This is a genomic window from Streptomyces sp. YIM 130001, from assembly GCF_003574445.1.
Taxonomy (GTDB): Bacteria; Actinomycetota; Actinomycetes; order Streptomycetales; family Streptomycetaceae; genus Streptomyces.
The window spans coordinates 179,767-204,374 of the sequence record NZ_KZ984552.1 but is presented as its reverse complement, the minus strand read 5'-3'; the positions used below and the strand labels follow the sequence as shown (position 1 = coordinate 204,374).

At 71.5% G+C, this 24,608-nt stretch carries 18 protein-coding genes and 1 pseudogene; 12 read left to right on the top strand and 7 right to left on the bottom strand.

What is annotated here, in order from left to right; all coding sequences use genetic code 11:
• Positions 1 to 101 precede the first annotated feature (101 nt).
• A complete protein-coding gene (locus DSC45_RS10855) occupies positions 102 to 1,850 on the top strand; it encodes a glycoside hydrolase family 35 protein (protein ID WP_119289536.1) in 1,749 nt (582 codons plus the stop codon).
• Between the two features lie 128 nt (positions 1,851 to 1,978).
• On the opposite strand, the gene DSC45_RS10850 is transcribed toward DSC45_RS10855, so the two are convergent.
• The 3 genes from DSC45_RS10850 to DSC45_RS10840 form a co-directional block, all read right to left on the bottom strand.
• Positions 1,979 to 5,113 carry an endo-alpha-N-acetylgalactosaminidase family protein gene (locus DSC45_RS10850; RefSeq protein WP_119289534.1) on the bottom strand — a complete coding sequence of 1,045 codons (3,135 nt, stop codon included), beginning with the start codon at positions 5,111 to 5,113 and terminating at the stop codon, positions 1,979 to 1,981.
• Positions 5,114 to 5,202: 89 nt separating this feature from the next.
• A complete protein-coding gene (locus DSC45_RS10845) occupies positions 5,203 to 5,880 on the bottom strand; it encodes a response regulator transcription factor (protein ID WP_119289532.1) in 678 nt (225 codons plus the stop codon).
• Positions 5,881 to 7,071 (bottom strand): sensor histidine kinase, encoded by a 1,191-nt coding sequence (locus DSC45_RS10840; RefSeq protein WP_162929186.1) that lies wholly within the window; start codon positions 7,069 to 7,071, stop codon positions 5,881 to 5,883.
• 258 nt (positions 7,072 to 7,329) lie between these two features.
• On the opposite strand from DSC45_RS10840, the gene DSC45_RS10835 reads away from it, so the two are divergent.
• Together DSC45_RS10835 and DSC45_RS10830 are read left to right on the top strand one after the other, a co-directional pair.
• Complete coding sequence (locus DSC45_RS10835; RefSeq protein ID WP_119289530.1) at positions 7,330 to 8,781, top strand: alpha/beta hydrolase; 1,452 nt, start codon at positions 7,330 to 7,332, stop codon at positions 8,779 to 8,781.
• Positions 8,782 to 8,806: 25 nt separating this feature from the next.
• Positions 8,807 to 9,460, top strand: coding sequence for a hypothetical protein (locus tag DSC45_RS10830; protein WP_119289528.1), 654 nt, complete (start codon positions 8,807 to 8,809; stop codon positions 9,458 to 9,460).
• Positions 9,461 to 9,532: 72 nt separating this feature from the next.
• On the opposite strand, the gene DSC45_RS10825 is transcribed toward DSC45_RS10830, so the two are convergent.
• A complete protein-coding gene (locus tag DSC45_RS10825) occupies positions 9,533 to 10,318 on the bottom strand; it encodes a S1 family peptidase (RefSeq protein WP_240434575.1) in 786 nt (261 codons plus the stop codon).
• Positions 10,319 to 10,623: 305 nt separating this feature from the next.
• Here DSC45_RS10825 and DSC45_RS10820 point away from each other — a divergent pair, with 305 nt between their 5' ends.
• The 8 genes and pseudogenes from DSC45_RS10820 to DSC45_RS10785 form a co-directional block, all read left to right on the top strand.
• Positions 10,624 to 11,511 (top strand): hypothetical protein, encoded by an 888-nt coding sequence (locus tag DSC45_RS10820; protein ID WP_119289524.1) that lies wholly within the window; start codon positions 10,624 to 10,626, stop codon positions 11,509 to 11,511.
• Between the two features lie 114 nt (positions 11,512 to 11,625).
• Positions 11,626 to 13,239 (top strand): HEAT repeat domain-containing protein, encoded by a 1,614-nt coding sequence (locus DSC45_RS10815; protein ID WP_119289522.1) that lies wholly within the window; start codon positions 11,626 to 11,628, stop codon positions 13,237 to 13,239.
• A gap of 171 nt (positions 13,240 to 13,410) precedes the next feature.
• A complete protein-coding gene (locus DSC45_RS10810) occupies positions 13,411 to 14,589 on the top strand; it encodes a substrate-binding domain-containing protein (RefSeq protein ID WP_119289520.1) in 1,179 nt (392 codons plus the stop codon).
• A gap of 202 nt (positions 14,590 to 14,791) precedes the next feature.
• Entirely contained in the window at positions 14,792 to 16,105 is a 1,314-nt protein-coding gene (locus tag DSC45_RS10805) for an ABC transporter substrate-binding protein (protein ID WP_119289519.1), read from the top strand.
• Positions 16,106 to 16,451: 346 nt separating this feature from the next.
• On the top strand, positions 16,452 to 17,300 hold the full coding sequence (locus DSC45_RS10800) for a carbohydrate ABC transporter permease (RefSeq protein WP_119289945.1): 849 nt from the start codon (positions 16,452 to 16,454) through the stop codon (positions 17,298 to 17,300).
• 152 nt (positions 17,301 to 17,452) lie between these two features.
• Positions 17,453 to 18,223, top strand: a complete 771-nt coding sequence (locus DSC45_RS10795; protein ID WP_240434586.1) for a carbohydrate ABC transporter permease — start codon at positions 17,453 to 17,455, stop codon at positions 18,221 to 18,223.
• A gap of 47 nt (positions 18,224 to 18,270) precedes the next feature.
• A complete protein-coding gene (locus DSC45_RS10790; RefSeq protein WP_119289943.1) occupies positions 18,271 to 19,257 on the top strand; it encodes a hydroxyacid dehydrogenase in 987 nt (328 codons plus the stop codon).
• Positions 19,258 to 19,334: 77 nt separating this feature from the next.
• Positions 19,335 to 20,192, top strand: a pseudogene (locus DSC45_RS10785) (alkaline phosphatase family protein); the annotation flags it as partial.
• Positions 20,193 to 20,328: 136 nt separating this feature from the next.
• Here the strand turns inward: DSC45_RS10785 and DSC45_RS10780 are convergent.
• Complete coding sequence (locus DSC45_RS10780; protein ID WP_119289939.1) at positions 20,329 to 20,925, bottom strand: TetR/AcrR family transcriptional regulator; 597 nt, start codon at positions 20,923 to 20,925, stop codon at positions 20,329 to 20,331.
• A 24-nt stretch (positions 20,926 to 20,949) separates the two neighbouring features.
• Complete coding sequence (locus tag DSC45_RS10775; protein ID WP_119289515.1) at positions 20,950 to 21,978, bottom strand: aldo/keto reductase; 1,029 nt, start codon at positions 21,976 to 21,978, stop codon at positions 20,950 to 20,952.
• A 310-nt stretch (positions 21,979 to 22,288) separates the two neighbouring features.
• Between DSC45_RS10775 and proP the strand changes: the two genes are divergently transcribed.
• On the top strand, positions 22,289 to 23,773 hold the full coding sequence (proP, locus tag DSC45_RS10770) for a glycine betaine/L-proline transporter ProP (protein ID WP_240434574.1): 1,485 nt from the start codon (positions 22,289 to 22,291) through the stop codon (positions 23,771 to 23,773).
• Positions 23,774 to 23,860: 87 nt separating this feature from the next.
• On the opposite strand, the gene DSC45_RS10765 is transcribed toward proP, so the two are convergent.
• Positions 23,861 to 24,568 (bottom strand): heparin lyase I family protein, encoded by a 708-nt coding sequence (locus DSC45_RS10765; RefSeq protein WP_119289513.1) that lies wholly within the window; start codon positions 24,566 to 24,568, stop codon positions 23,861 to 23,863.
• Positions 24,569 to 24,608: the final 40 nt, after the last annotated feature.

Sequence of the window (24,608 nt, the reverse complement as noted above, 5' to 3'; positions counted from 1 at the left end):
CCGAGCGTTGTGTCCAAACAAGGTCGATCTTTGTCCATGGACCCGTCGATGAGAAGAGGGTGAGGGTGGGCGTGCAGGTCAGGCACGAGAGAGGCGGGGACGTGGGCGAGTTCCGGATCGGCGAGGACGACTTCGAACTGGACGGGCGGCCGGTGCGGCTGCTGTCCGGTGCGCTGCACTACTTCCGGGTGCACGAGGGCCAGTGGGAGCACCGGCTCGCGATGCTGCGCGCGATGGGCCTCAACTGCGTGGAGACGTACGTCCCGTGGAATCTGCACGAGCCGCAGCCCGGCCACTACGAGGACGTGGCGGCGCTCGGCCGTTTCCTGGACGCGGCACGCGCGGCCGGACTGTGGGCGATCGTCCGGCCCGGCCCGTACATCTGCGCGGAGTGGGAGAACGGCGGTCTGCCGTACTGGCTGACCGGCCGGCTGGGACGGCGCGTCCGCACCCGTGATCCGGAGTATCTGGCCGAGGTGGAGCGCTGGTTCCGGGTGTTGCTGCCGCAGGTGGCGGCCAGGGGTTACGACCGGGGCGGTCCCGTGATCATGGTGCAGGCCGAGAACGAGTACGGCTCCTACGGCTCCGACCAGGTGTATCTGGAGCGGCTGACCGGGCTGATCCGGGAGTGCGGGATCACCGTGCCGCTGTTCACGTCGGACGGGCCCGAGGACCACATGCTGACGGGCGGCGCGATTCCCGGTGTGCTCGCCACCGTCAATTTCGGCTCGGCGGCCCGCGCCGGTTTCGAGACCCTGCGCCGGCACCGGGCCACGGGGCCGCTGATGTGTATGGAGTTCTGGTGCGGCTGGTTCGAGCACTGGGGTGCGGAGCCGGTCGTCCGGGACGCGGCGGACGCGGCCGGAGCGCTGCGGGAGATCCTCGAGTGCGGGGCGTCGGTGAATGTGTACATGGCGCACGGCGGGACGAACTTCGGGGGCTGGTCGGGGGCGAACCGGGCGGGCGAGCTGCACGAGGGCCCACTGCTCGCGGACGTCACGTCCTACGACTACGACGCACCGATCGACGAGTACGGGCGGCCGACGGACAAGTTCTGGGCCTTCCGCGAGGTCCTTGCGGCGTACGCGGACGGGCCGCTGCCCGAACTCCCGCAACAGCCACAGCAGTTGGGCGCGGTGGCCGAGACGGCGCTCGACGAGTGGGCGCCACTGGATACCGTGCTCGAGGTACTCGGTGACGCGGAGCGCGTGTGCGGGGCGCCGCCGTCGTTCGAGGAACTGGGCGTCGACCGGGGCCTCGTGCGGTACCGGTTCGAGGTGCCCGGTCCCCGGACGCCGTATGCGCTGACTGCGCGGGGGCTGCGGGACCGGGCGGTGGTGTACGTCGACGGGGCGCGGGCCGGGGTGCTGACCGAGGACGCGCCCGTACTGCCGGAGCCCGTGGCGGGACCGGCGGTCGTGGAGCTGTGGGTGGAGTCGCTCGGGCGGGTCAACTACGGGCCGCGGACGGGCGAGCACAAGGGGATCACCGAAGGGGTGCTGCATGAGCGGCAGTACCTGCACGGGGTGGCGGCCCAGGGCCTGCGGCTCGCGGCGTTCTCCGCGGAGACGGTGGGACGGGTGCCGTTCGGCTCGGCTTCAGCCGCGCCGGGTGCCGGGCTGTACCGGGGTTCCATGGCCGTGGAGCAGCCCGGGGACACGTCGCTGTCCCTGACGGGGGTCACGCGGGGGTTCGTGTGGGTGAACGGCTTCAACCTCGGGCGGTACTGGGCGGTCGGGCCGCAGCTGTCCCTGTACGTGCCGGGGCCGGTGCTACGGGACGGGGTCAACGAGGTGTGGGTGCTCGAGGTGGAGGGGGCGCAGGCAGAGGTGCGGGTGCGCCTCGGTTGAGCGGGGTTGAGCGGGCCCCCGGCCCCGCCCTCGCACCGAATCCTCCTCGAGCGCCGCACCGTTGACGCGCCCCCGGCGATCGAGGAGGCCTGTGCGCAGAAGTTTCGGGAAAGGGCGGGACCGGGCCGTCACACCTCCCGGACCTCGAACGCGTCGAGGACGAACTCCGCCTTGGGATCGTCGGCGATCTTCCGCAGGCCGACCCAGGCCTCACCCTCGGCCGGAGCGGTGAACGAATAGGACCATTCCGTCGGCGCCACGGCCACCGGCACCGGCTCGCGGGACAACTCCCGCACCTCACCGCCCTGGTCGACGGCCGTCACCCACGCGTACTGCCCCGCGGTCTCGCACTCGTAGCGGAAGGAGACCCGGTACCGCTTCCCCGCGGTGAACCGCACCGTGTGCGGCACGGTCCGGTGGACGAGGCCCTCGTTCTCGCCGCGTGACTTCAGGGACTGGGAACCGTCGATGACGTCGTCGACGGCCTTGCCGTTCCAGCCTCGCTGAGTGAACGGGGCGTGCCGCTGGGCGATATGGGTGCGCGGGTCGGTCACCCCGCCGGCGTCGCCCTTGACGAACGGGCCCCAGCCCTGGGGGACGTGTTCGAAGTCCTCGAAGACGAGTGCGCGCTTCTTGGTGGACCGCTTCGCGGGAACGACGCGCAGGTTGTCGAAGCGGACCCGCGCGTCCCCGGCCTCCGCTCGCAGCGTGAGATGCACCGCGCCGCCGCCCGACGGCACGGTGAACCAGGTGAACATCCGCTGGAACCGGGTGCCGTGCTTGCGGTCGGCGGCGACATGGTTGCCTGCGGTGGAGGTGGCCGTCCAGTTGGTGGCGGTGACGCCGTCGGCGGTGCGGATCTCGAGCGCGGACCGGCGCTCCTGGCCGGCCTTGGCGCCGACCTCGACCTGGACGGACGCGGCGTACGTGCCGGGCTTGAGGCGGGTGAGGCGGCGGCCCACCGAGGCGGCGGCGCCCGCACCGATGACCAGTTCGTGGTCGCCGAGGGCGCTGCGCTCGACCGAGGCCGGTCCGGACACCTCCCAGCCGTCCAGAGACCCGGAGTTGAAGCCGGGGTCGGTCACCGGCGTGCCCCGGCCCCAGCCGGGGTCCTCGGCCGTGCGGCGGGTGCGGTGCAGGACGTAGGGCTGTCCGGCCTCGGCGTCGAGGGTGACCTCGCCGTCGCGTACGGGCACCCAGGCGGTGAACTCCCGGCCCTGGTCGGTGAGTCGGTGGACGGCGACGCGGGTCAGGCGGGCCCAGCCGCGCGGCAGCCGCCAGGTGCTGGTGCCGCCCTTGGCCGCGTAGTGGTAGAGCTTGGCCGGGTCGGTGGCCTCGCGCGGCTCCCACGGCAGGAGGTAGCGGTCGCCGTCGTGGACGACCCGCCCGTCGGTGGTGATGACCCGCTTGCCGTCCGCGTCGGAGACGGTGGTGGCGGTGGGGCCGAGGAAGGTGATCTCGTGCTCGCGCCAGGTCTTGATCGGGTACGCCTGGAGGTACTTGGCGGGCAGCGACTCGGTCCAGATCAGTGCGTGGAACTCGTTCCAGTCGGTCTTGCCGACCCAGCCCTCGTAGTTCCCGGTGCGTGGGATGGGCAGCAGGCCGGGCCACTTGTCGGCGAAGACGTCCTTCTGGTGGTTGCGGATGAACCTGATCAGGCGGGAGTTGATACCGCGTGAGGTGTCCGCGCCGTAGTCGGTCTCGGTGGCCCAGTGCGACCAGACGGCGGAGCGCTCCAGGCCGTGGCCCCATTCGGTGGTGACGGTCCAGCCCATGTCGCGCAGGGCGCGCTGCAGTCGGTCGGAGGTCCAGCCGGACTCGCGGAACACGTCGATGTAGAGGGTGTTGAGGGCCGGGTGGGTCTCGGCGCGCAGGTCCTCGAAGCGTTTGACGATGTCGCCGGAGACGAGGTCGCGGCGGGCGTCGATGCGGTACGACTGGTCGAGCCAGTCCCACTGTTCGTCTTCCTTGTCGACGAGGGTCTCGGAGAAGGAGTCGGCGACGGGGTAGGACTCGGTGGCGTTGACGTGCACGCCGAAGTCGCTGTTCCACTCGGCTCCTTCGCGGAGCAGGGTGTTGAGGTCGTCGAGGCCGCCGGCGCCGGTGTTGTAGTTGCCGGCGTAGTCGGGGTGCGCGGAGTCGTGGCCCTCCGACTGGTAGCCCTTGAGCAGGGTGTACTGCCGGAGTCCGTCGGTGGCCAGGGAGATCCGCTTGACCTCGTCGAGGGTGGCGAGGAACGGATTGGTGGCCTGCGAGGCGAAGTTGAAGGGGATGTGCGGGACGACCCGCAGGTGCTGCTCGTCCGCGCCGAGCGGGTCGACCATGATCTCGCGGAAGGCGACGGCGGCGTCCTGCCAGTCGACCTTGCCGTCGCCGCCCCGGTCCCGGGTGGCGATCACCGTGACGTACGGCAGGGGTTCGGTGGCGTCGACGGGGGAGGTGGCTGCGCGGTGGGTCCACTGGCCGCAGGACAGGCGGGCCTCGGTGCGGTCGCCGGACTTGGTGACGGTGTGCCACAGGCGGCCGTTCTCCCAGGTGGTGCCGTCGTCCGAAGTGGGCTTGTCGTAGACGGTGTTGGTCTCCAGGGCGCCGCCCAGCCGGTCGTGGGCGACGACGGCGTAGGCGCAGCCGGTCCGAGCGGCGGCCGGGGTGTCCTGGGTGAGTTCGATCAGGGTGTCGCCGCTCTTGTCCTGGTCGATGTCGACGCGGGCGGCGAGCAGCGCGGCGCCGGGCTGGTCGCTGCGGACGGTGAGGAAGTCGAGTCCGGGGATCTCCAGGGTGCCGACGCGCAGGGCTTCGGTGTCGTCGACGGCGGTGACGCGCCAGTGGACTGCGTAGTCCTCGACCTGGATCTCGGCGTCGATGGTGGTGCCGCCGGGCAGGCCGAGGCGGTAGGCGATCCGGTCCGGGGCCGCCTCGGAGGTGACCTCGGGGGTGTGGGGTGTGCCGTCGACGAGCAGTTCCGTGACCGGTTCGCCGGAGCCGTGCAGGACGGCGCCGCCGTCAAGGTCGGTGTAGTCGATGATGCGCGGGAAGTCGGTGGCGACCCGTACCTCGAGGCTGCCGGAACGCAGCGTGGCCACGGCGTCGCCCGCGCGTGCGTGAGGCGCGGCGGCCGCGGGCTCCTGGAGGCCGAGTGCGGCGGCCGCGCCGGCTGCGGCTCCGGCGGCGACCACGGTTCGACGGCTCGGGCCTGTGACGGGTGACGGCTGCACGGCGTACGCCTCCTCGGGACGGTGACTCGTGCGAGTCACCCTGGGCATACGGGGCACGTGGGGCCATGGACAAAGCGGGGGGCGGGGTTGGACTTACTGATCGTTCCCGCGGGGCGTGAGGTTCTGCGGTGGTCCGGTCACTCCTCCGCGTCGCGGACCAGGAGGGCGAGTTGAACCCGGTTGTCCACGCCCGTCTTGGCGAGCAGGCGGCCGGTGTGGGCCTTGACGGTCGCGACGCTGATGTTCAGCCGCCGGGCGATCTCCGGGTTGCCCAGTCCGTCCGCGACGGCCTGCGCCGTCTGGCGTTCGCGTTCGGTCAGTGCGGACAGCCGCTCCCGGGCGGCGTCGCGGGACGAGTTGCGTGCGTGCGAGGACTCGGGCCCGGTCGCCGCGGCGATCACCCGGGCCGCGGCCGCCGCCGACAGCGCGGGTTCGCCGTCCGCGACGGTCCGTACCGCGTCGAGGATCTGGGGTGGCGGGGTGTCCTTGAGGACGAAGCCGAGTGCGCCGGTGCGCAGGGCGCCGAGCACCAGGTCGTCGGAGTCGAAGGTGGTCAGTATCAGAACCCGCGGCGGCGCGGGCCGGGCGAGCAGTTCCCGGGTCGCGCTGAGACCGTCACGGCCGGGCATCCGTACGTCCATCAGGACGACGTCCGGCCGGTGCTCGTCCACGGCGGTGATCGCGGCGTCCCCGTCGGCGGCCTCCGCGACGACGGTCAGGTCCGGTTCGTCGTCGATGACCAGCCGCAGGGCCATCCGCACCAGATGTTCGTCGTCGACGATGACGACGCGTACCGGTTCCCGCTCGCTGTCCACTCACGTTCTCCTTTCGTGGCCGGGGTTCGGCCAGGGCAATTGTGCCGTGAGCAGGTATCCGCCGTCGGGTGTGCGGTGATGGTCGAGTTGTCCGCCCGCGAGATCGACTCGTTCGGTGAGGCCGAGCAGGCCGAATCCCGAGGACGGGGGTCTCACCGCGGGTGCGGCGGCCGACGAGCTGTGGACGCGGACGTCGAGGGTGCGGCCTGATTCGCCTCCGAGGGTGATGTGCACCTGTGCGCCGGGGGCGTGTTTGGCGGCGTTGGTGAGTCCTTCCTGGACGACCCGGTAGCAGGTGCGTCCGACCACGTCGGGCGGTGTTCCGGTCACCGTGTCGGTGAGCGTGACGTCGAGGCCGGAAGCGCGGGCGTCGGCCACCAGGTCGGGGACGCGCTCGAGGGAGGCCTGGGCCTCGGGCGGTTCCGTGCGGTGCTGGTCGGCGCGGAGGATGCCGAGCACGTCGCGCAGTTCTTCCAGGGCCTGGTGGGAGCCCTCGGCGATGCCGCGGACCAGGAGGCGGGACTCCTCGGCGCGGAGGTCGCTGCGGTGGTCGAGCACTCCGGCCTGCATGGCGACCAGGGAGATGCGGTGCGCGAGCACGTCGTGCATCTCGTGGGCGATCCGGTTGCGTTCCAGGGCGCGTGCCTGGGCCGCTCGTGCGGTCTGTTCGCGTTCCGCGCTCTCGGCCCTGTCCCGCAGGGACCGCACCTCGACGCGCCGCGCACCGACGGCCATGCCCACGGCCACCGCGATACCCGCGATCAGCGCCGGTACCAGGAGCTGGAACCACAGCAGGCCGCTCGTCTCCTGCACCGGATAGAAGCCGACGGCGACCTGCGACGCGGCCACGTAGGCCAGGACGACGGCCGCGATCTCCACCGGCCGGCGGCGGGTGGCGATGGAAGCGAACGCCACGAGTACGGTGCCGCCGGCGAAGGCGGACCAGCCGGAGGCGATCGCCACGATCAGGGCGACCGCGAGCGGGAAGCGGCGCCGCCACAGCAGCGCCGTCAGGCAGCCGAGCGCCACCAGCGGATCGCCGACGAGGAACCAGGTGCCCGGGCCGTCGCCGGGCCCCTTCGACATCAGCACGCCGGAGGAGAGCCAGGCCAACAGGCCGATGGCGGCGGCGGCCGTGAGGCGCCAGGCCTGCTGCCACCACGTCAGCCGCGGCGATGCGTCCATGTCCACCTGGCCAGTATCCCGGGGCTCGGCGGCCGGTGGGTCAGACCACAGGGGGATGGCCCTTGGACCGAAGTCGAACCGCTGCCTCGCCCGCGGGCGCAGCCGTATCGGACCGGCAGGGCGATGTGCCGGCCGCGCCGCGCGGCCAGACTCGACGTGTTCCTGCCCGGCTCCCGCACCCCCCACGGCACACACCCGAGGCGCGTACGGCGCGGCCTTCCGCGCCGCGTCCCGGCGTCGTGTGCCCCACAAGGAGGACACCCGATGCGCAGATCCCTGTCTCTCGCCCTCGCCACCACCGCTGTCGCGGCGACCTTGATCCCGGGTACCACGGCCGCCGCGAAACCGGACACCGTGCGATGGGGCGCGTGCCCCGAGGACGTCGCCTCACCCGGTCTGCAGTGCTCGACGCTCGAGGTCCCGCTCGACTACCGGGACCCGGACGGCCGCCAGATCGAGATCTCGGTCTCCCGGCTCGCGAGCAAGGACCCGTCGCAGCGCCGCGGCGTACTCCTGACCAATCCGGGCGGGCCCGGCGCCGGCGGACTCGACTACCCGGCGATCCTGGCGAAATCCGGGCTGCCGAAGAAGGTCCTCGACTCCTACGACGTGATCGGCTTCGACCCGCGCGGAGTCGGCCGCAGCTCGCCGGTGACCTGCGATCTGACGCCCGAGCAGCAGGCCCGCGGCAACTTCCCGCCGTACGCGCACACCCCGGGTGACGTCGCACGGGAGGCGGGCAACGCGCGGACCGTCGCCGAGCAGTGCGCCGGCTCACGGACCGGCTGGATGCTGCCGCACACCACCACCGCCAACACCGCGCGCGACATGGACCGGATCCGCACGGCCCTCGGCGAGCCGAAGCTGTCGTATCTCGGTGCGTCGTACGGCAGTTACCTCGGTGCGGTGTACACGACGCTGTTCCCGGAGCGCAGCGACCGGATCGTGCTCGACAGCAATCTGGGCCCCGGCGGCTACGACGTGTCGGCGATGCGGTTGTTCGCCCGTGGACTCGAGGACCGCTTCCCGGACTTCGCGGCGTACGCGGCGAAGCATCCCGAGTACGGCCTGGGCACCACACCGAAGCAGGTGACCGCGAAGTTCTACGAGCTGGTGCAGCGGCTGGACGCGAAGCCGGCGCAGGGGGTCGACGGGACGATGTTCCGCGGGCTGACGTTCGAGTACCTCTACAGCGACGCGATGATTCCGCTGCTGGCCAAGAGCTGGCAGGCCCTCGATACGGACAGTGCGCTGCCGCCCGGCCCGCCGGCGGGGAACCTGGAGAAGCTCATGTCCGGCCGGTTCGCCGTGGTGTGCGGGGACTCGCGCTGGCCGGGGACGGTCCGGGACTACCAGCGCAACGTCGCGGTCGACCGGCTGAAGTACCCGATGCTCGGCGGAACCACGGCGAACATCGGCCCCTGCGCGTACTGGCCGGACGAGCGGGTCGAGCCGCCGGTGCGCATCACGGACCGGGGCCCGTCGAACGTCCTCCTGGCGCAGAACGAGCGCGACCCGGGCACCCCGCTGGCCGGCGCCCGCGAGCTGCGTCGGGCGCTGGGCGACCGGGCCAGGATGGTGACGGCCGACCAGGGTGGCCACGGTGTCTACCCGTTCGGCCCCAACACCTGCGCGAACGACACGGTGACGTCCTTCCTGACCACCGGGCAGCGCCCGCGGCAGGACCTCGCCTGCGCGGCACAGCCGGGCAAGTGACACGGACGGGAAGGGCGACGGGGACATGATCAAGGAGTGGCGGCGTCGACGGGCCGTGCAGCGGGTCAAGCCCGGGGACGGGCGGGAGTTGAGGCGGTTCCGCTGGTGGCAGATGACGTTCCGGTCCCTGTTCTACCTGCGGCTGACGAACGACGACGGCCGGCAGTCGGTCTACGCCGTCGACGTCAGGCACGGGCAGGACGCGTCGTCCGGCGGGGTCACGGCCGACCTGTATCTGGACGGCAGGCAGCACGCCGTGTGCAGGCTCCCTGCAGCCTTTCCCGTCCCCGGCGGCATCGTCGAAGTGGGCAGGAGCGGCTTCGGGCTGAAGCGCTGTCACTACGTCACCGACAAGGGTGCCGAGTACCCGCTGGTCCCGGACCGGTACTCCGGCGAGGGGCGCCGCGCGCACTTCGACCGTGCGCATCCCGCCACGAGCCGCTGCATCAGCTCCCTGTCGGTGGTCGTGCTGGTCGTCGCGCTCGCGCTGCTGGTCTACCAGGTCTTCGGTGCGGTTTCCGAAGTGCCGCCCGTTGTCGAGCACTTCGGTGACGTCGATCTGCCCGTGCGTCCGCCGTCCTGGTTCAACATCGCGGTCGGGGCGTGCGCCGCGGCGGCCAGCGTGGAGCGGGCGATGCGGTTGCGTTTCAGCCGACTGCTCGACGGCAGCGCAGGGTGAGGCACGGCAGGCCGCAGGGCCGGAGCGTGGTGCGTGCTCCGGCCCTGCGGCGAGAGGGGTCGGGCGGTGGCCTCAGAGCTCGGCGGCCGCCTTGGAGATGTCGTCGGCGAAGGCCGACACCTCGGTGTAGACGCCGGGGTAGCCGGGCTGCGCGCAGCCCTGGCCCCAGCTGACGATGCCGACCTGGACCCACTGGTCGGAGTCGTCCTTGCGGAACATGGGTCCGCCGGAGTCGCCCTGGCAGGAGTCGGTGCCGCCCTCCTCGAGACCGGCGCAGATCTCTTCACCGGGGACGAGGTTGCTGTACGCCTCGCCGCACTTGGCGTCGTCGACGAACGGGACGGTGGCCTTGAGGAGGTAGCGCTGCTGGTCGCCGCCCTCCTTGTCGGCACCCCAGCCGGCGACGGTGAAGTCGCCCTCGTTGTAGGCGTCGGTGTCCGCGATGTTCAGGGTGGGGATGTCGAGGGCCTTGTCGAGCTTGATCAGCGCCCAGTCCTTGCCGGTGCCGTCGTAGCCGGGGGCCTGCAGGACCTCGGTGGACTTGGCCGTGACGACGTCGGGGCTCTCCAGGTCCACGGAGCCGGCGGTCGCCGTGATCGAGGTGTCGGAACCCGAGCCGTCCACACAGTGTGCGGCGGTCAGGACGACGTCCTCGGCGTACATGGAACCGCCACAGCCCATGGACAGGCGGACCATGAACGGGAATTCGCCCTCTTCGGCGGGGGTGCCGCCGACGATGGCCGGCGAAGGCGTGGGGTCCTGCGCGACGGCGGTGGAGACGGGCTGCAGGCTGACGGCGGCCAACGTGACGGCGCCGAGTGCGGCTGCTCTTTTGACGGAACCGAACGGGTTCTTCAACGGTCTTCCTCTCGTGGGGGGTTGAACGCGCGCGGCGAACCCACAACCTGGCACTGTCATGCGCCCGCCAAACGTTCGCCCTGGATTATGAAGAGCCGAACGCTCGGTCGGCAAGGGTCGGTTTCCGGCCAGTTGAATTCGCCCCGTGGCGCGGCCCGTCTCCCAACACCTCGCGGGGCAGCCTGTGTCGGGACCGCCTCGGAGGCATCGCACCGGACCCGTCACGCGGAGGAAGCCGCTGTCACCGGAGGACTCCGCGGTCACCGCCTACAGTGAGGTGCGGCGATCCTTCTGGGGGTGCGGAAGTGGCTGACGGCGGACCGGTCGAGCACGGATATCCGCATCTGCAGACGGTGCGGGAGTCGATCACGGCGCTGTACAAGCGCCTCTCGTACGACACGATCCACAGCTTCGACACCAGCGTGCTGCCCGCGGACGTGGCCTTCGCGGACGACGACGACCTCCACCTGGGCGTGCAGCGGGTGGCGCGCACGATGGTCCAGCACCTGCGGCTCCCGGAGGCCCGGATCATCGTCAGCTTCCGGACGATGCAGCATGCCGCGAGCGTCGAACTCGCCGCCGGACCCGAGTACTTCATCGAACTCAACGACCGTTTCCGCAGCCACCGCCGCGACATCGGCGCCGCCCTGGCGCACGAGGTGATGCACGTCTACCTGCACCGCCTCGGCCTGGCCTTCGACGGCACCCGGGACAACGAGATCCTCACCGACACCGCCGCGGTCTACCTCGGCGCGGGCTGGCTGCTTCTGGACGCCTTCCGCGAGGACGGCGCCTCCTCGCAGAAGCTGGGCTATCTCACGCCCGAGGAGTTCGGGTACGTCCTGGCCAAGCGCGCGGCCGAGTTCGGCGAGGACCCTGCGGTGTGGTTCACGAGCGCTCAGGCGTACACCGCGTACACCGAGGGCCGGTCGGTGGCACGCCTGGACGAGCAGCAGCCGCCGCTCACCGCGGCGGGCTGGAGCGGGCGCCGGCGGTACGCGAAGGACCGCAAGCAGTCGCAGGAGCAGCACAGGGCGGGTCCCGGCACCGGGCCGTACGCCTTCGACGGCGGCTCGCCGCTGCGGGTCATGTTCGACTGCCCGACCTGCCGTCAGCGGATCCGGGTACCGGTGCGGGGGCGGGTCCGGGTCCGGTGCGGTCTGTGCAGGAGCGTCCTGGAGTGCGACACCTGAGCTTCGATGCCCCGGCGCTCCCCCGGTACGACGTAACGGCTATTTCCCCACCTCTCCCCCACTGTCCGACATAAGGGTTTGCGTCGGGCCGTCCCTCGGGGCGAGGCTCGAAGGATGAGCACGGAGCCGGTGGGTGAACTGTTCGCGGCGGTCTACGGAGGTGACGAGGACGCGGTCGTACGGCTGTTGCGGTCGGGCGTCGACGGCGCAGCGGCCGGGGACGACGGCGAGACCGCCCTGTACGTCGCGTCGGTGACCGACCGAGCCGGCATCGTGCGCCTGCTGCTCGCGGCAGGTGCGGAGCCCGACCGGCTGAGTTCCGGCACCGATCTGCCGCTGTGCGGGGCCGCGTGCGGCGGCCACACCGACGTCGTCGGGGCGCTGCTCGCGGCAGGCGCCGGGGTGGACCGGCCGGAGGCCTTCGGGTTCACGGCGCTGTCCTGGGCCACTCAGCTCGGTCATGCGGCTGTCGCCGAGCGGCTGTTGGGCGGCGGCGCGGATCCCGGGCGGCCCGGGCCCGACGGCCTGCTGCCGCTGGTCGCCGCGGCACGGCGCGGTTCGCTCGACACGGTGCGCACGCTGCTGCGGCACGGGGCTGCGGGGCAGCGGGCCGCCCTGGACGAGGCGCGGCGGTGGCCGGCCGTCGGGGTGGCGGCGCGTCTGCGGGAGCAGGTCGGTGAGCGGGACGTGCCGGTCGAGTCGTACGCCCTGCCGGAAGGTTCCGGCGTGGTCGTGGTGGCGGAGGCCGTACGCCCCGACGGGTCGGCCGCCGGCGCGGAGCGGCAGACCGGGCACGGGGCGATCGCGACGCTCCTGGAACAGGCGCTCGGCATCCGGTCGCCGTTCGGTGAACTCCTGGACCGGGCAAGGCCGTTCAAGGATCCGGAGAACGAGAACTGGACGGAGTCGATCGCCGAACTGCGTGGCAGGAACGACGAGATCACCTACCGGGCCGCCGCTGCGCTGAGCCGCTCCCCGGACCCATGGCGCAGGGTCTTCGCGGTGGACGTCCTGGGAGGTCTCGACGACTCCTTCGCGCCGCGCGTACGGCCGCTGCTGCGCGCGCTCGCGGAGGAGCCGGATGTACCGGCACCGGTGTCGGGCGGCCCGGAAGAGCCCTTCGGCGGAGGGCACGGCGGGCACGGCGTGGACGGCGGGGACTCGCGCCCGCCCGGTGTCGGCGCGGGCTCGCGGGAGGACGTCGTACCGCTCGCCGGGCCCGGCCGGGACGCCCCCACGGAACTCGTGCGCTCCCTCGTACTGGCCCTGGCCGGGCAGGGCGGGCCGAGCGCGGTCGAGGACGTGCTGCGGTTCGCGGGACATCCCGATGCCGCGGTCCGGCGGGCGGTCGCCTTCGCCCTGCACGAGCACCTGGCCGGCGGCGAGTCCCCCGGGATCCCTGCCCTGGTGCGCCTGACCACCGACCCGGACACCGAGGTGCGGGAGTGGTCCGTCACCGCGCTCGGGAGGCTCGGCGGCGACGGGCCCGGCGTACGGACCGCGCTCGCCGCCCGACGCGCGGACGCCGATCCGGCGACCGCCGCCGAGGCCGCGCACGGCCTTGCCCTGCGCGGGGACCCGCGGGCGGCGGACGCGTTGCTGCGCCTGCTGAGCACCGAGGCCCCCGGCGGCTACGCGCACACGACAGCGCGCGCGGCTGCCGCACAGATCGCGGACGAACAACTGCGCCGCCGCCTCCTGCACACGGTGTCCCGCCACCGGGGTTGATCCGAAGGGCCGCTCGGTCCGGGGCCAGATACGGCCGGTCCGGATGATGATTCCGGACACGAGGATCGTTTCGATCGCATGCGATCGATAGGGTGATCGGGACAGTGCCCGGGCGCGGTCACGGCCCGTGCGGCGCCGTCCCCGGCGACGTACGGCAGATCTGGGGGCAGCATGCGAGTCCATGTGGACCAGAGGCACGAGCAGTTGCTCGCACTCGTCCGGCAGCACGGCAGTGTGCGGGTCGCCGAACTGGCGGAGGCGCTCGGCGTCTCCCGGGTCACGCTGCGCCGGGACGTGGAGGCGCTCGCCGCCGAGGGCCGGGTGCGCCGGATGCACGGGGCGGTGATCTGGCCGGGCGAGGGGGCGACGCCTGCCGCCGCACGGTCGCCGCAGTCGGCGGGCGGACTCGTCGTCGGGATGGTCGTACCGACCACGGACTATTACTACGCGGACGTGGTGCGCGGCGCCCGGGAGGCCGTCGAGGCGCAGGGGGCCCGGCTCGCCATCGGGATCTCCCAGTACCTGCCGGACGAGGACGCGGCGCAGGTCGATCGCCTGGTCGCCGCGGGCATCGACGGCCTGCTGCTCACGCCGAGTTGGGACACCGGCGCGCCGCGCGAGGACGAGGGGAGCTGGGTGGCCGGTGTGACGGTGCCGACCGTGCTGGTGGAGCGCTGGGCACCGCCAGGACATCCGGCGGACGCCCTGGACCGGGTGCGCTCCGACCACGGGCACGGCGCCGCGGACGCGGTGCGCCACCTCGCCGCGCTCGGGCACCGCAAGGTGGCCCTGGCCATCCAGGAGTCGCCCACCGGCCGCGATCTGCGCCTCGGGTTCGAATCGGCGGTGGCGGCGCTCGGCCTGGAGCGCGCGCCGGCGTCGCCGCTGGACGCGGAGCCCTCGTCGGGCGAGGCGGACCGCTTCGACCGCACTCTGGAGTATCTGTGCGAGGTGGTCCAACAGGACAGTGTCACCGCGGCGTTGGTGCACAGCGATGCCGATGCGATCGTGCTCGTACCCCGTCTGCGGGCGCGCGGGGTGCGGGTTCCGGAGGATCTGGCGGTGGTCGCGTATCTGGACGAGGTCGCTTCGCTGTCGGACCTGCCGTTGACGGCGGTCGCGCCGGCCACGCGGGCGGTGGGTGCGAAGGCCGCCGACATCCTCCTCGCCGCGCTGGCCGATTCGCGCGCGGCCGCCGGAACGGGAGCGGGTTCGGCAGGTACGGCGGGTTCGGCAGGCGCGGCGGCGGCCGACGGCAGCCGCGGCGGGCATCGCACGGTTCGCCAACACACCGATCTGCTACCGGAGTTGAGGGTCCGCGCGTCCTGCGGCGCGCTCCGGCGGCAGTGACGGCGCGGGGGCGCCCGGCGGACGGGAGCCCCCTCCGCAAGTAGCGGTCCGGCCGCGGGTGTTCCCCCCTCCACGAACGATCGTTTTGATTGAGTTGGTCATTCGCTCTTGACCGCGATCGGTTTGGCGCAAAGGATGGCGGCGTTCGCTCACCTCTCGACGACCTGCCCCGTGCAGACCGAGGTCCAGTAGGAGCCGTGCCATGCCGCGTACTTCCCGCACCTCCCGTGCCGCCCTGCCCGCGTCCCTCGCTGTCCTGGCCGTACTCGCCACGGCCTGCGGAGGCGGCGGTGACGACCCCGCAGCGGCGGGGTCCGAGGGCGATCCGGTCACCCTCACCTACTGGTCGGCGACCGCCGGGGCCAAGGAGACGGTCCAGGCGTTCAACAAGACGCACAAGAACATCAAGGTCAAGTTCTCCCTGGTGCCGGCGGGCCCGGACGGCGTCGCCAAGCTGACCAACGCGGTCAAGGGCAAGAACGCCCCGGACGTCGCCACCATGGACTATTCGCAACTGCCCGAGTTCGCCAGCGACGGCAACCTCACCGATCTGACCGAGGTCGCCGGGGACAGCGTGAAGAAGGACTTTCCCTCGTCGATCGGCTCGCTGGTCAACCTGGGCGGTCGCACCTGGGCAGTCCCCTTCGACGTGACGCCCATCCAACTCTTCTACCGCAAGGACCTGTTCAAGAAGTTCGACGTCGCGGTGCCCAAGACCTGGGACGACTACCGCAAGGCCGCCGAGAAGATCAACAAGGCGGATCCGGATGTGCGGATCACCAATTTCGGCGGCGGTGACCCGGCCCTGCTCGCCGGCCTCGCCTGGCAGGCCGGCGCCCGCTGGTACGGCACCGAGGGCGACGCCTGGAAGGTCGACATCGACAGTCCCGCCTCGAAGAAGGTCGCGAAGTACTGGGACGGCCTGCTCGGCGACGGTCTCGCCTCGAAGACTCCGCTGTGGGGCGAGGGCGAGAACAAGGAACGCGCCACCGGCAAGGTCGCCACCGTCATCGGCGCCTCCTGGAGCGCGAGCGCCTTCGGCCCCAGCTACCCGAAGCTGAAGGGCAAGTGGGGCATCGCCCCGCTGCCCACGTGGGACGGAAAGCCCGCCACGGGCATGTACGGCGGCACCGCGTTCATCGCTCCCAAGCAGGAGTCCGACGCCAAGTCCGAGGCCGCGGCCGAGTTCATCCGCTGGGCCACCACCGACCCCGCGTCGATGAAGGCGCGGCTCAGCGCGCAGAAGGACCCGAGCAGCGCCCTGCCGGCGAACGAGGGCATGCGCAAGGTGGCGGCGAAGGAGTTCGACGGCTCGTACTGGGACGGCCAGGACGTGTACGAGCTCTCCGGCGCGGCGGCCGACACCATCGTCCCCGGCTGGACCTGGGGCCCGGTCCACCAGCAGGTCACCAGCGCTCAGATGACCACCGGCGCGGCCCAGTCGAAGGCCCTGACCGCGGGCCAGTCCAAGGCGGAGAAGGCCGTGAAGGACCGCGGCCTCAAGCTGTCCGACTAGCCGTCGAGGGCCGCCGTCGCCCTGCGGCCCGAAACCGGCCGGCCGACGGCCTGTCCGCTGCCTGTCTGCCGGCACGCGCGGACGACGCGCTCCCCCAGGAGCGCCTCGTCCGCACCCGATCCGGGGCCGAGGTGCCGACGCCGCACCCGGACCCCGAGGGGCCGACGGGTCCGGGCTCTGTGGGGGAGCTCCGCGACCCGTCGGCACCGGCCCCTCCCCCGTCACCGCCCGACCGACCCGAAGGAGTCCGCGCGTGGCAGCACCCTCGCTCCGGTCCCGGAAACCCGCGGGCGCCAGGAGCACCTCCGGGGCCCGGCGCCAGCAGCGCGGCGCCGCAGCCCTCTTCATGGCGCCGTTCTTCGTCCTGTTCGCCGCGGCCACGGTGGCGCCGGTCGCGTACGCCGCCTATATGAGCCTGTACGAGAAGAGGGCCTCGGGGCTCGGGTTCGGCGGCGCGGAGCGGGCGTTCGCCGGGATCGGCAACTACACCAAGGCACTGACCGATCCGGCGTTCCTGCACTCCTTCGCAAACATCGCCGTCTACTGCGTGGTCTACATCCCCGTGATGATCGGCGGCGCTCTGACCCTCGCGCTGTGCGTGGACTCCGCGCTCGCTCGGGCCAGGCGGTTCTTCCAGATCGCGTACTTCCTGCCGCACGCCGTGCCGGCGATCATCGCCTCGCTGATCTGGCTCTACCTGTACACCCCGGGCCTGAGCCCGATCACCGATCTGCTCGACGGCGTGGGCCTGCACTGGGACTTCCTCGGCTCCGACGAGACGCTCCTGTCGATCGTCAACATCTCGGCCTGGCAGTGGATCGGCTACAACATGATCATTTTCTACGCCGCCCTGCAGGCCATCCCGCGCGAGACCCTGGAGGCCGCCCGGGTGGACGGAGCAGGCGAGCTGCGTACGGCGCTGCGTATCAAGATCCCGATGATCAGCTCCACCGTCGTCCTGACCCTGCTCTTCACCTGTGTGGGCGCGATCCAGCTCTTCGACTCGCCGAAGATCGTGCAACTGCGGGCGGACGGGATGTCGGAGGAGTGGTCGCCGACGATGTTCATCTACAACGCCGCGTTCAAGGGGTACGACTACGGCCTCGCCGCCGCGGCCTCCCTGCTGCTCGCGCTCGTCGCGGGAGTCCTGTCGTTCGTCGTCACCAAGCTCGGCAATCGGTGGAGGCAGTCATGAGCACCCGCACCCGGCTTCCGGCTCCCGTCAGGACCGGTCCACCGCCACCCACCGCACCCGCGGCGCCGGCCGAACGACGCCGCGACCGCCCGCGGTTGACCGCGAAGCCTGTGGTCAACGCCGTGCTCGTCGTCTTCGCCCTCTACACCCTGATGCCGCTGACGTGGCTGCTGATCGCTTCGACGAAGAACCAGGAGGACCTGTTCGCCACCGACCCGTTCGGCCTCGGCGCCTTCCACTTCTTCACCAACCTCGGGGACCTGTTCACCCAGAACGACGGGATCTTCCTGCGCTGGATGGCCAACACCCTGCTCTACACGGTGGTCGGCGCGTTCCTCACCACACTGGTCTCGGTCGCCTGCGGATACGCCTTCGACAAGTACGACTTCCCGGGAAAGGAGAAGCTGTTCGGCGTCGTCCTGGTGGGCATCCTGGTGCCGTCCACGGTGCTCGCGCTGCCGCTGTACCTGATGGCGTCCGAGCTCGACCTGGTCAACACGTACTGGGCCGTCCTGATCCCCAGCCTGGTCAACCCGTTCGCGGTCTATCTGGCGCGGGTGTTCTCGGAGGGGTACGTGCCGGGTGAGGCGCTCGAGGCCGCGCGGATGGACGGTGCGGGCGAGGTGCGGATCTTCGCACGGGTCTCGCTGCCGATGCTGGCGCCCGGGTTCGTCACGATCTTCCTGTTCACCTTCACCGCCGCCTGGAACAGCTTCTACAGCTCGTTGATGATGCTCAATGACGAGAAGCTGTATCCGGTCACTCTCGGTCTGTACACCTGGTACCAGAGCGTCCAGCAGCAGCCCGAGTACTACACGCTGGTCATCGTCGGCTCGCTCGTCTCCGTCGTCCCGCTGATCGTGGCCTTCCTCTGCCTGCAGCGCTTCTGGCGCTCCGGACTCACCGCGGGAGCCGTCAAGTGAACCGTCCCTCCACCATCACCGCCACCCGCCCCCGCGCGGTGCTCGCGATGAGCCCGGAGACCCGGGACGCGGTCTTCGGCGGCGAGTCCCTGGCACGGATCGCCGCCCTGGCCGAGGTCGACACCGACGTGCTGGTCACCGACTTCGGTGCGCCCGATCCCGTGCTGCGGCGGATGCTCGCGGAGGCCGAGGTGCTGGTCACGGGCTGGGGCTGCCCACCGCTTGACCGGGCCGCGCTACGCCGGATGCCGCGGCTCGAGGCCGTCGTGCATGCGGCCGGGAGCGTCAAGCACCACATCACGGGGGCCTGTTGGGAGCGGGACATCCAGGTCAGCACAGCGGCTGCGGCGAACGCGCTGCCAGTCGCCGAGTACACCGTGGCGGCGATCCTCTTCGCCAACAAGCGGGTGCTCGAGGGGGCGCACGCCTACCGCCGGTCGCGGCAGCGCGTGAACCTGCTCGACGGATTCCCCACCGTCGGCAACTTCCGCCGCACGGTGGGCCTGGTCGGCGCCTCCCGTATCGGCCGCCGGGTGATCGAGCTGCTGCGGCCCTTCGACGTACGGATCCTGGTGCACGATCCGTATCTGTCCGCTCGGGATGCCCGCGAGCTGGGCGTGGAGCAGTCCGGTCTCGACTCGCTCGTCTCGCGCAGCGACGTGGTGTCCCTGCATGCGCCCGAACTCCCCGCCACCCGGCGCATGTTCGACGCCGCGCGGCTGTCCCTGATGCCCGACGGAGCCACACTGATCAACACCGCGCGGGGTTCGCTGGTCGACACCGACGCACTGACCAAGGAGGTGCGCACGGGCCGGCTGCACGCCGTCCTCGACCACACCGAGCCTGAGGTACTGCCCGCCGACTCCCCGCTCTTCGATCTGCCGAACGTCCTGCTCACGCCGCATCTGGCCGGGTCCATCGGCGGCGAGCTGCACCGCCTCGCCGATTCCGCGGCCGATGAACTGGAGCGCTACACCCAGGGATTGACGTTCCGCCACCGGGTGGATCCGGACGCCCTGCACCATTCCGCGTGACGCCCGCCGCCTACGCCGACGTGCATGCCGAGGTATACGCCGGCCCGCATCCGTACGTACCGGGAGGAGCCCCACACATGCCCACTGACCACCGCACCGATTCGGGAGTCGGCGACCGGAACCGCCGCGTCCTCGTCGTCGGGATCGACGGAGTCCGGCTCGACACCCTGGACCTGGTGCCCACGCCTCACCTGGATCAGGTGGTGGCGGACGGTTTCCTCGCCCCGGTGGAGATCGCGCCGGGCACGCCCACGATGTCGGGGCCCTGCTGGGCGACGGTCGTGACGGGCGTGCGGGTGGACAAGCATGCGGTCTGGGGCAACGACCTGACCGGTCACCGTCTCGCCACCTTCCCGGACTTCACCACCCGGCTGCACCTTCAGGACGGCCGGTCAAGCTACGTCGCGGCCGGCTGGCAGCCGCTGCTCACCGTCGCGAGCGGCGGCCCGCTGTTCCGTGAGCCGTCCCGGATCAGCTACTGCGCGGCGGCCGCGGAGACCACCGAGGCCTGGGAGGAGGCCGACGAGTCGGTGACGGCCGAGGCGGTGCGCGTCCTGGCCGCGGAGGACCCGGTGGCCTCGTTCGTCTATCTCGGCGCGGTCGACGAGACGGGGCATCTGCGCGGGTGCGGCGAGGAGTACCGGCGGTCCGTCACGCGGGCGGACGAACGGCTGGGGCGGCTCCTCGCCGCGGTGCGCTCCAGGCCCTCGTACGTCACCGAGGACTGGACGGTGATCGTGGTGACCGACCACGGCCATCGCGACGAGGGCGGCCACGGGGGCCGTTCGGCGGCGGAGACCACGGCGTGGCTGGCCTGCACCGGTCCGGACGTGCCGGCAGGTGTCGCGCTCGAGGGGATACGGCACGAGGATGTCGCGGCCCACGTGTTCGCCGCGCTCGGCCGTAGCGCCGATTCGCACTGGACGCTCGACGGGCGGCCGTTCACCGACCGGTTCGCCCCGCAGGAACGGCAGGTGCCCGCCCCCGCCGGCGAGCGTGCACCTGAGCCGACCCGGGCCTGACGCCGACCGGGGCCCGAGACCGGCGGGCGCATCCGGGCGCGGTCAGACCCTACGAGCGGTCGGCCGCGATCCCCCGGAGCACCAACGCGATCACCGCTTCGAACGCCGTCTGCGCATCGGGGCGTGACCACTCGGGCGCGTACACCGGATCGTGGAAGTGGGCGGTGGCCTCGAACAGGGCGCGGGCCGTCACCGGCGGATCCGCGATCTCGAACTCGCCCTGTGCCACGCCCTCTTGCAGGATCGACAACAGTTGGGCGGTGAGTTCCTCGATGTGCGCGTCGACCACGCCGCCCTGCTCGGAGGCGAGGACTGAGTACGTGGCGAACAGTTCGGGGTCGTCGCCCGCCTTGTGCCGCTTGGCCTCGAAGAGCGCCGCGAACCAGTGCCGCAGTTTGGCGGTGGGCGCCTCGGAGCCCTGGACGACCTCGGCGAGCAGTGCGGTCGTCCGGTCGAGCCAGCGCTGGGTGACTGCCCCGCGCAGCGCGGCCTTCGTGGCGAAGTGCCGGTACACCGAGCCGTGGCTGACCCCGAGCGCGCGTGCCACGTCGACCACGTTCGCCTTGGCGGCGCCGTGCCGGCGCAGCACCTCCTCGGTCGCGGCGAGGATGCGCTCGGGGGTCAGGGGCTCGCTGGGCGGAGGCATGACAGCGACCGTACCGGGCACAGGTCACCGCTCACTGTCCAGGTGTGCCATCTGGGACTGCGGGTAGCGCTCGCCGGCTGCGGCGTCCGCGGGCACGGCTTCCTCGATGGCGGCGAGGTCGGTGTCGTCCAGGGTGACGTCGAGCGCGCCGAGCGCCTCCGTCAGGCGCTCGCGGGTACGGGCGCCGATCAGCGGCACGAGGGCGGCACCGTGCCGGGAGCCGGCCTCGAGGACCCAGGCGATCGCGATCTGGGCGACGCTGGCGCCCTTGTGTTCGGCGATCTTGCGGAGCCGGTCGACGAGGCTCAGGTTGTGCTGGAGGTTGTCGCCCTGGAAGCGGGGGCTCATGGAACGGAAGTCGCCGGCGGCGAGCTCGCGGTCCCGGGTGAAGTGGCCGGAGATGAGGCCGCGGGAGAGGACGCCGTAGGCGGTGATGCCGATGCCGAGCTCTCGGGCGGTGGGCAGGATCTCGGCCTCGGGCCCGCGGCTGATCAGCGAGTACTCGATCTGCAGGTCGCTGATGGGGGCGGTCGCGGCGGCTCGTCGCAGGGTCTGCGCACCGACCTCGGAGAGGCCGATGTGCCGCACGTGCCCCTTCTCGACGAGTTCGGCGACGGCTCCGACGGTCTCCTCGATGGGGACGTTCGGGTCGAGGCGGGCGAGCCGGTAGACGTCGATGTGGTCGACGCCGAGGCGCTGGAGGCTGTACGCGGCGAAGTTCTTCACGGCTTCCGGGCGGCCGTCGTTGCCGTTCCAGCCGCCGTCGGGGTCGCGGAGGGCGCCGAACTTGACGCTGGTGAGGGCGCGGTCGCGGGCCGCGGCGGGGGCGCTGCGGAGGGCTTCGCCGATGAGCATCTCGTTGTGCCCCATGGCGTAGAAGTCGCCGGTGTCGAGCAGGGTGACGCCGGCGTCGAGGGCGGCGTGGACGGTGGCCACGGACTCGTCGCGGTCGGCGGTGCCGTAGAGCGCGGACATGCCCATGCAGCCGAGGCCGAGGGCGGAGACGCGGGGGCCGGTGGCGCCGAGGGCGCGGGTCGGGACGGTGGCGGTCATGGAACTCCTCCGGTGGTGTCGGGCTGAGTCCACCTTGGCATGACGGATGACAGATTTCAATATCTGTCATCCGTCATGCCATTCTCCTCAGGGTGCCCCCGCACCCGAGCCACCGCACCCCCCACCTCGGGCGGAATTCGCGCCTCCCGCACAGGCCGCACGTCCCGGAACGGACAGGTCGAAGGGCCCTCCGGAAGGGGGCCCAGGTCCAGGCGATCCGGGCACTTCGCGGCCTGGAACGGCGGCCGCGGACTGGAACAGTTGCCGGTGCGGCCTGTGTCCCGCACCGACCGACCGAGGAGAGTTGCCTGTGAGCATCGCCCCCGAAGCACCTGAAGCGACCGAAGCCCCGACCACCGCTCCCGACCCGGAGGCCGTGGCGCGCCACCGTGTGCTCTTCCGCGCGGTGCACCGCAGGAAGAACCCGCGGCTGCGCCAGTCGGACATCACGGTGACCGAGGAAGCCCAGGTCAAGCGTGCGGTCAAGGCGACAGCCCTGGGCAACGCCATGGAGTGGTTCGACTTCGGCGTCTACGCCTACCTGGCCGTCACCATCGGACAGGTCTTCTTCCCGTCCGGCAACGACACGGCGCAGACCCTGTCCGCGCTGGCCACGTTCGCGGCGGCCTTCCTGGTGCGCCCGCTCGGCGGGATGTTCTTCGGACCCCTCGGCGACCGGGTCGGCCGCAAGAAGATCCTCGCCCTCACCATGATCATGATGGCCGCCGCCACCCTGGCGATCGGCCTCATACCGGGCTACGGCACGATCGGCATCTGGGCGCCGATCCTGCTGATCGTCTGCCGCATGGTGCAGGGCTTCTCCACCGGCGGCGAGTACGGCGGCGCGGCGACCTTCATCGCCGAGTACGCACCGGACCGGCGCCGCGGATTCTGGGGCTCCTTCCTGGAGTTCGGAACCCTGATCGGCTACACCGTCGCCGCGCTCCTGGTGACGGTGCTGACCATGACGCTCGGGGACGACGCGATGCTGTCCTGGGGCTGGCGCGTGCCGTTCCTCGTCGCGGGTCCGCTCGGCCTGGTCGGCCTGTATCTGCGGCTGAAGCTGGACGAGTCGCCGGCCTTCCAGAAGATGGCGGAGGACGAGGCCGCGATGGCCGGGCGCGAGCAGGCGTCGTTCAAGCAGAACTTCGTGGGTCAGTGGCCGGCGATGCTGCTGTGCATCGCGCTGGTCGCCGCGTTCAACATCACCGACTACATGCTGCTCTCGTACATGCCGACGTACCTCACCGAACTCGGCTTCGGCGAGACCGGCGGCCTGATGTCGATCGTCGTGGTGATGCTGGTCCTGATGGCCCTGGTCAACTCGGTCGGCCGGATCTCCGACCGGATCGGGCGCAAACCGGTGCTGATCGCCGGTTCCGTCGGGTTCATCGTGCTCGCCGTGCCGAGCTTCCTGCTGATCCAACAGGGCGGCACCCTGCCGGTGTTCGCCGGCCTGATGGTGCTCGGTCTCGCCCTGGTCTGCTACCTGGGCACGATGTCCGCGTCGCTGCCCGCACTGTTCCCGACCCGCGTGCGCTACGGCTCCCTGTCGATCGGCTTCAACCTGTCGGTGTCCCTGTTCGGCGGTACGACACCGCTGGTGGTCGCCGCCCTGATCAGCGCCACCGGCAACGACCTGATGCCGGCGTTCTACACCATGCTCGCCGGGCTGGTCGGCCTGGTCGCCGCCCTCGCGATGAAGGAGACGGCCTGCCGTCCGCTCGACGGCTCCCCGCCGTCGGTCGCCAGCGACGAGGAGGCGGCCGAGCTGGTCGCGGCCCAGCGAGGCTGACGGACCGCACCGCCGGCCGCGGATCCGCGGCCGGCGCAGGCATGCCGGTGCGCCGGTGTCACTTCCGGCGCGCCTGGGCAGCCGCTGTCACCGGACGTCCGCGTAGCTGGTGCCCACCCTCAGCCCGTCGATCCAGTTGATCGCGGCCTTGTCCTTCACCTCCGAGCCGTAACTGCCGAACCGGGTGTCGTTGCCCAGGTCGTCCCAGGTGCGACCGGAGAACGAGGCGACCTTCGTGCCGTTGTAGTACGCCTCCACCCAGCCGGACGAGGCGCTGCTCGAGGTGTGGATGCCGAGCACGATCCGCTTGTAGGTGCTGGTCTCCACCGGCGTGCTCCACTTCAGCGTCCACTTCTCGCCGGCCTCGATGTGGAACAGCTTGAGGACCGAGCCCTCGACCTTCATCAGGACCGGGTAGTTCTGCTGCTGCTGGTCGCCGGTGCCGTAGGACTTCCACTGGAAGATGGTCGCGGCGTCACCGGTGTTGGTCGACGTGTCCCAGCCGAGGTAGTACGTGGAGTTGTTGCGGAACGTGTAGCGCGAACCGTCGACGCTGATGCCGTGCGCCTCGCAACGGTCCAGGCCGCGCGGCTTGTTGAACTTGAAGACCTTGCCGCGCCCGTCGTTGTTGTCCTGGGCGACGACGCTGCCGGGCGAGTCGCACAGGATCGAGGAGAAGACGCCGGTTCCGCCGGATGCGTCACCGTCCCAGATCAGCGCCGCCTGCGCGGGCTGGGCAGCGACGAGACACCAGGCGAAGACGCCGGCCGTGGCGGCGAGCAGAGTTTTGCGCATGAGCGGCCTCCGGGAGTTCGGTGAGGGGTGGCAGGTGGCA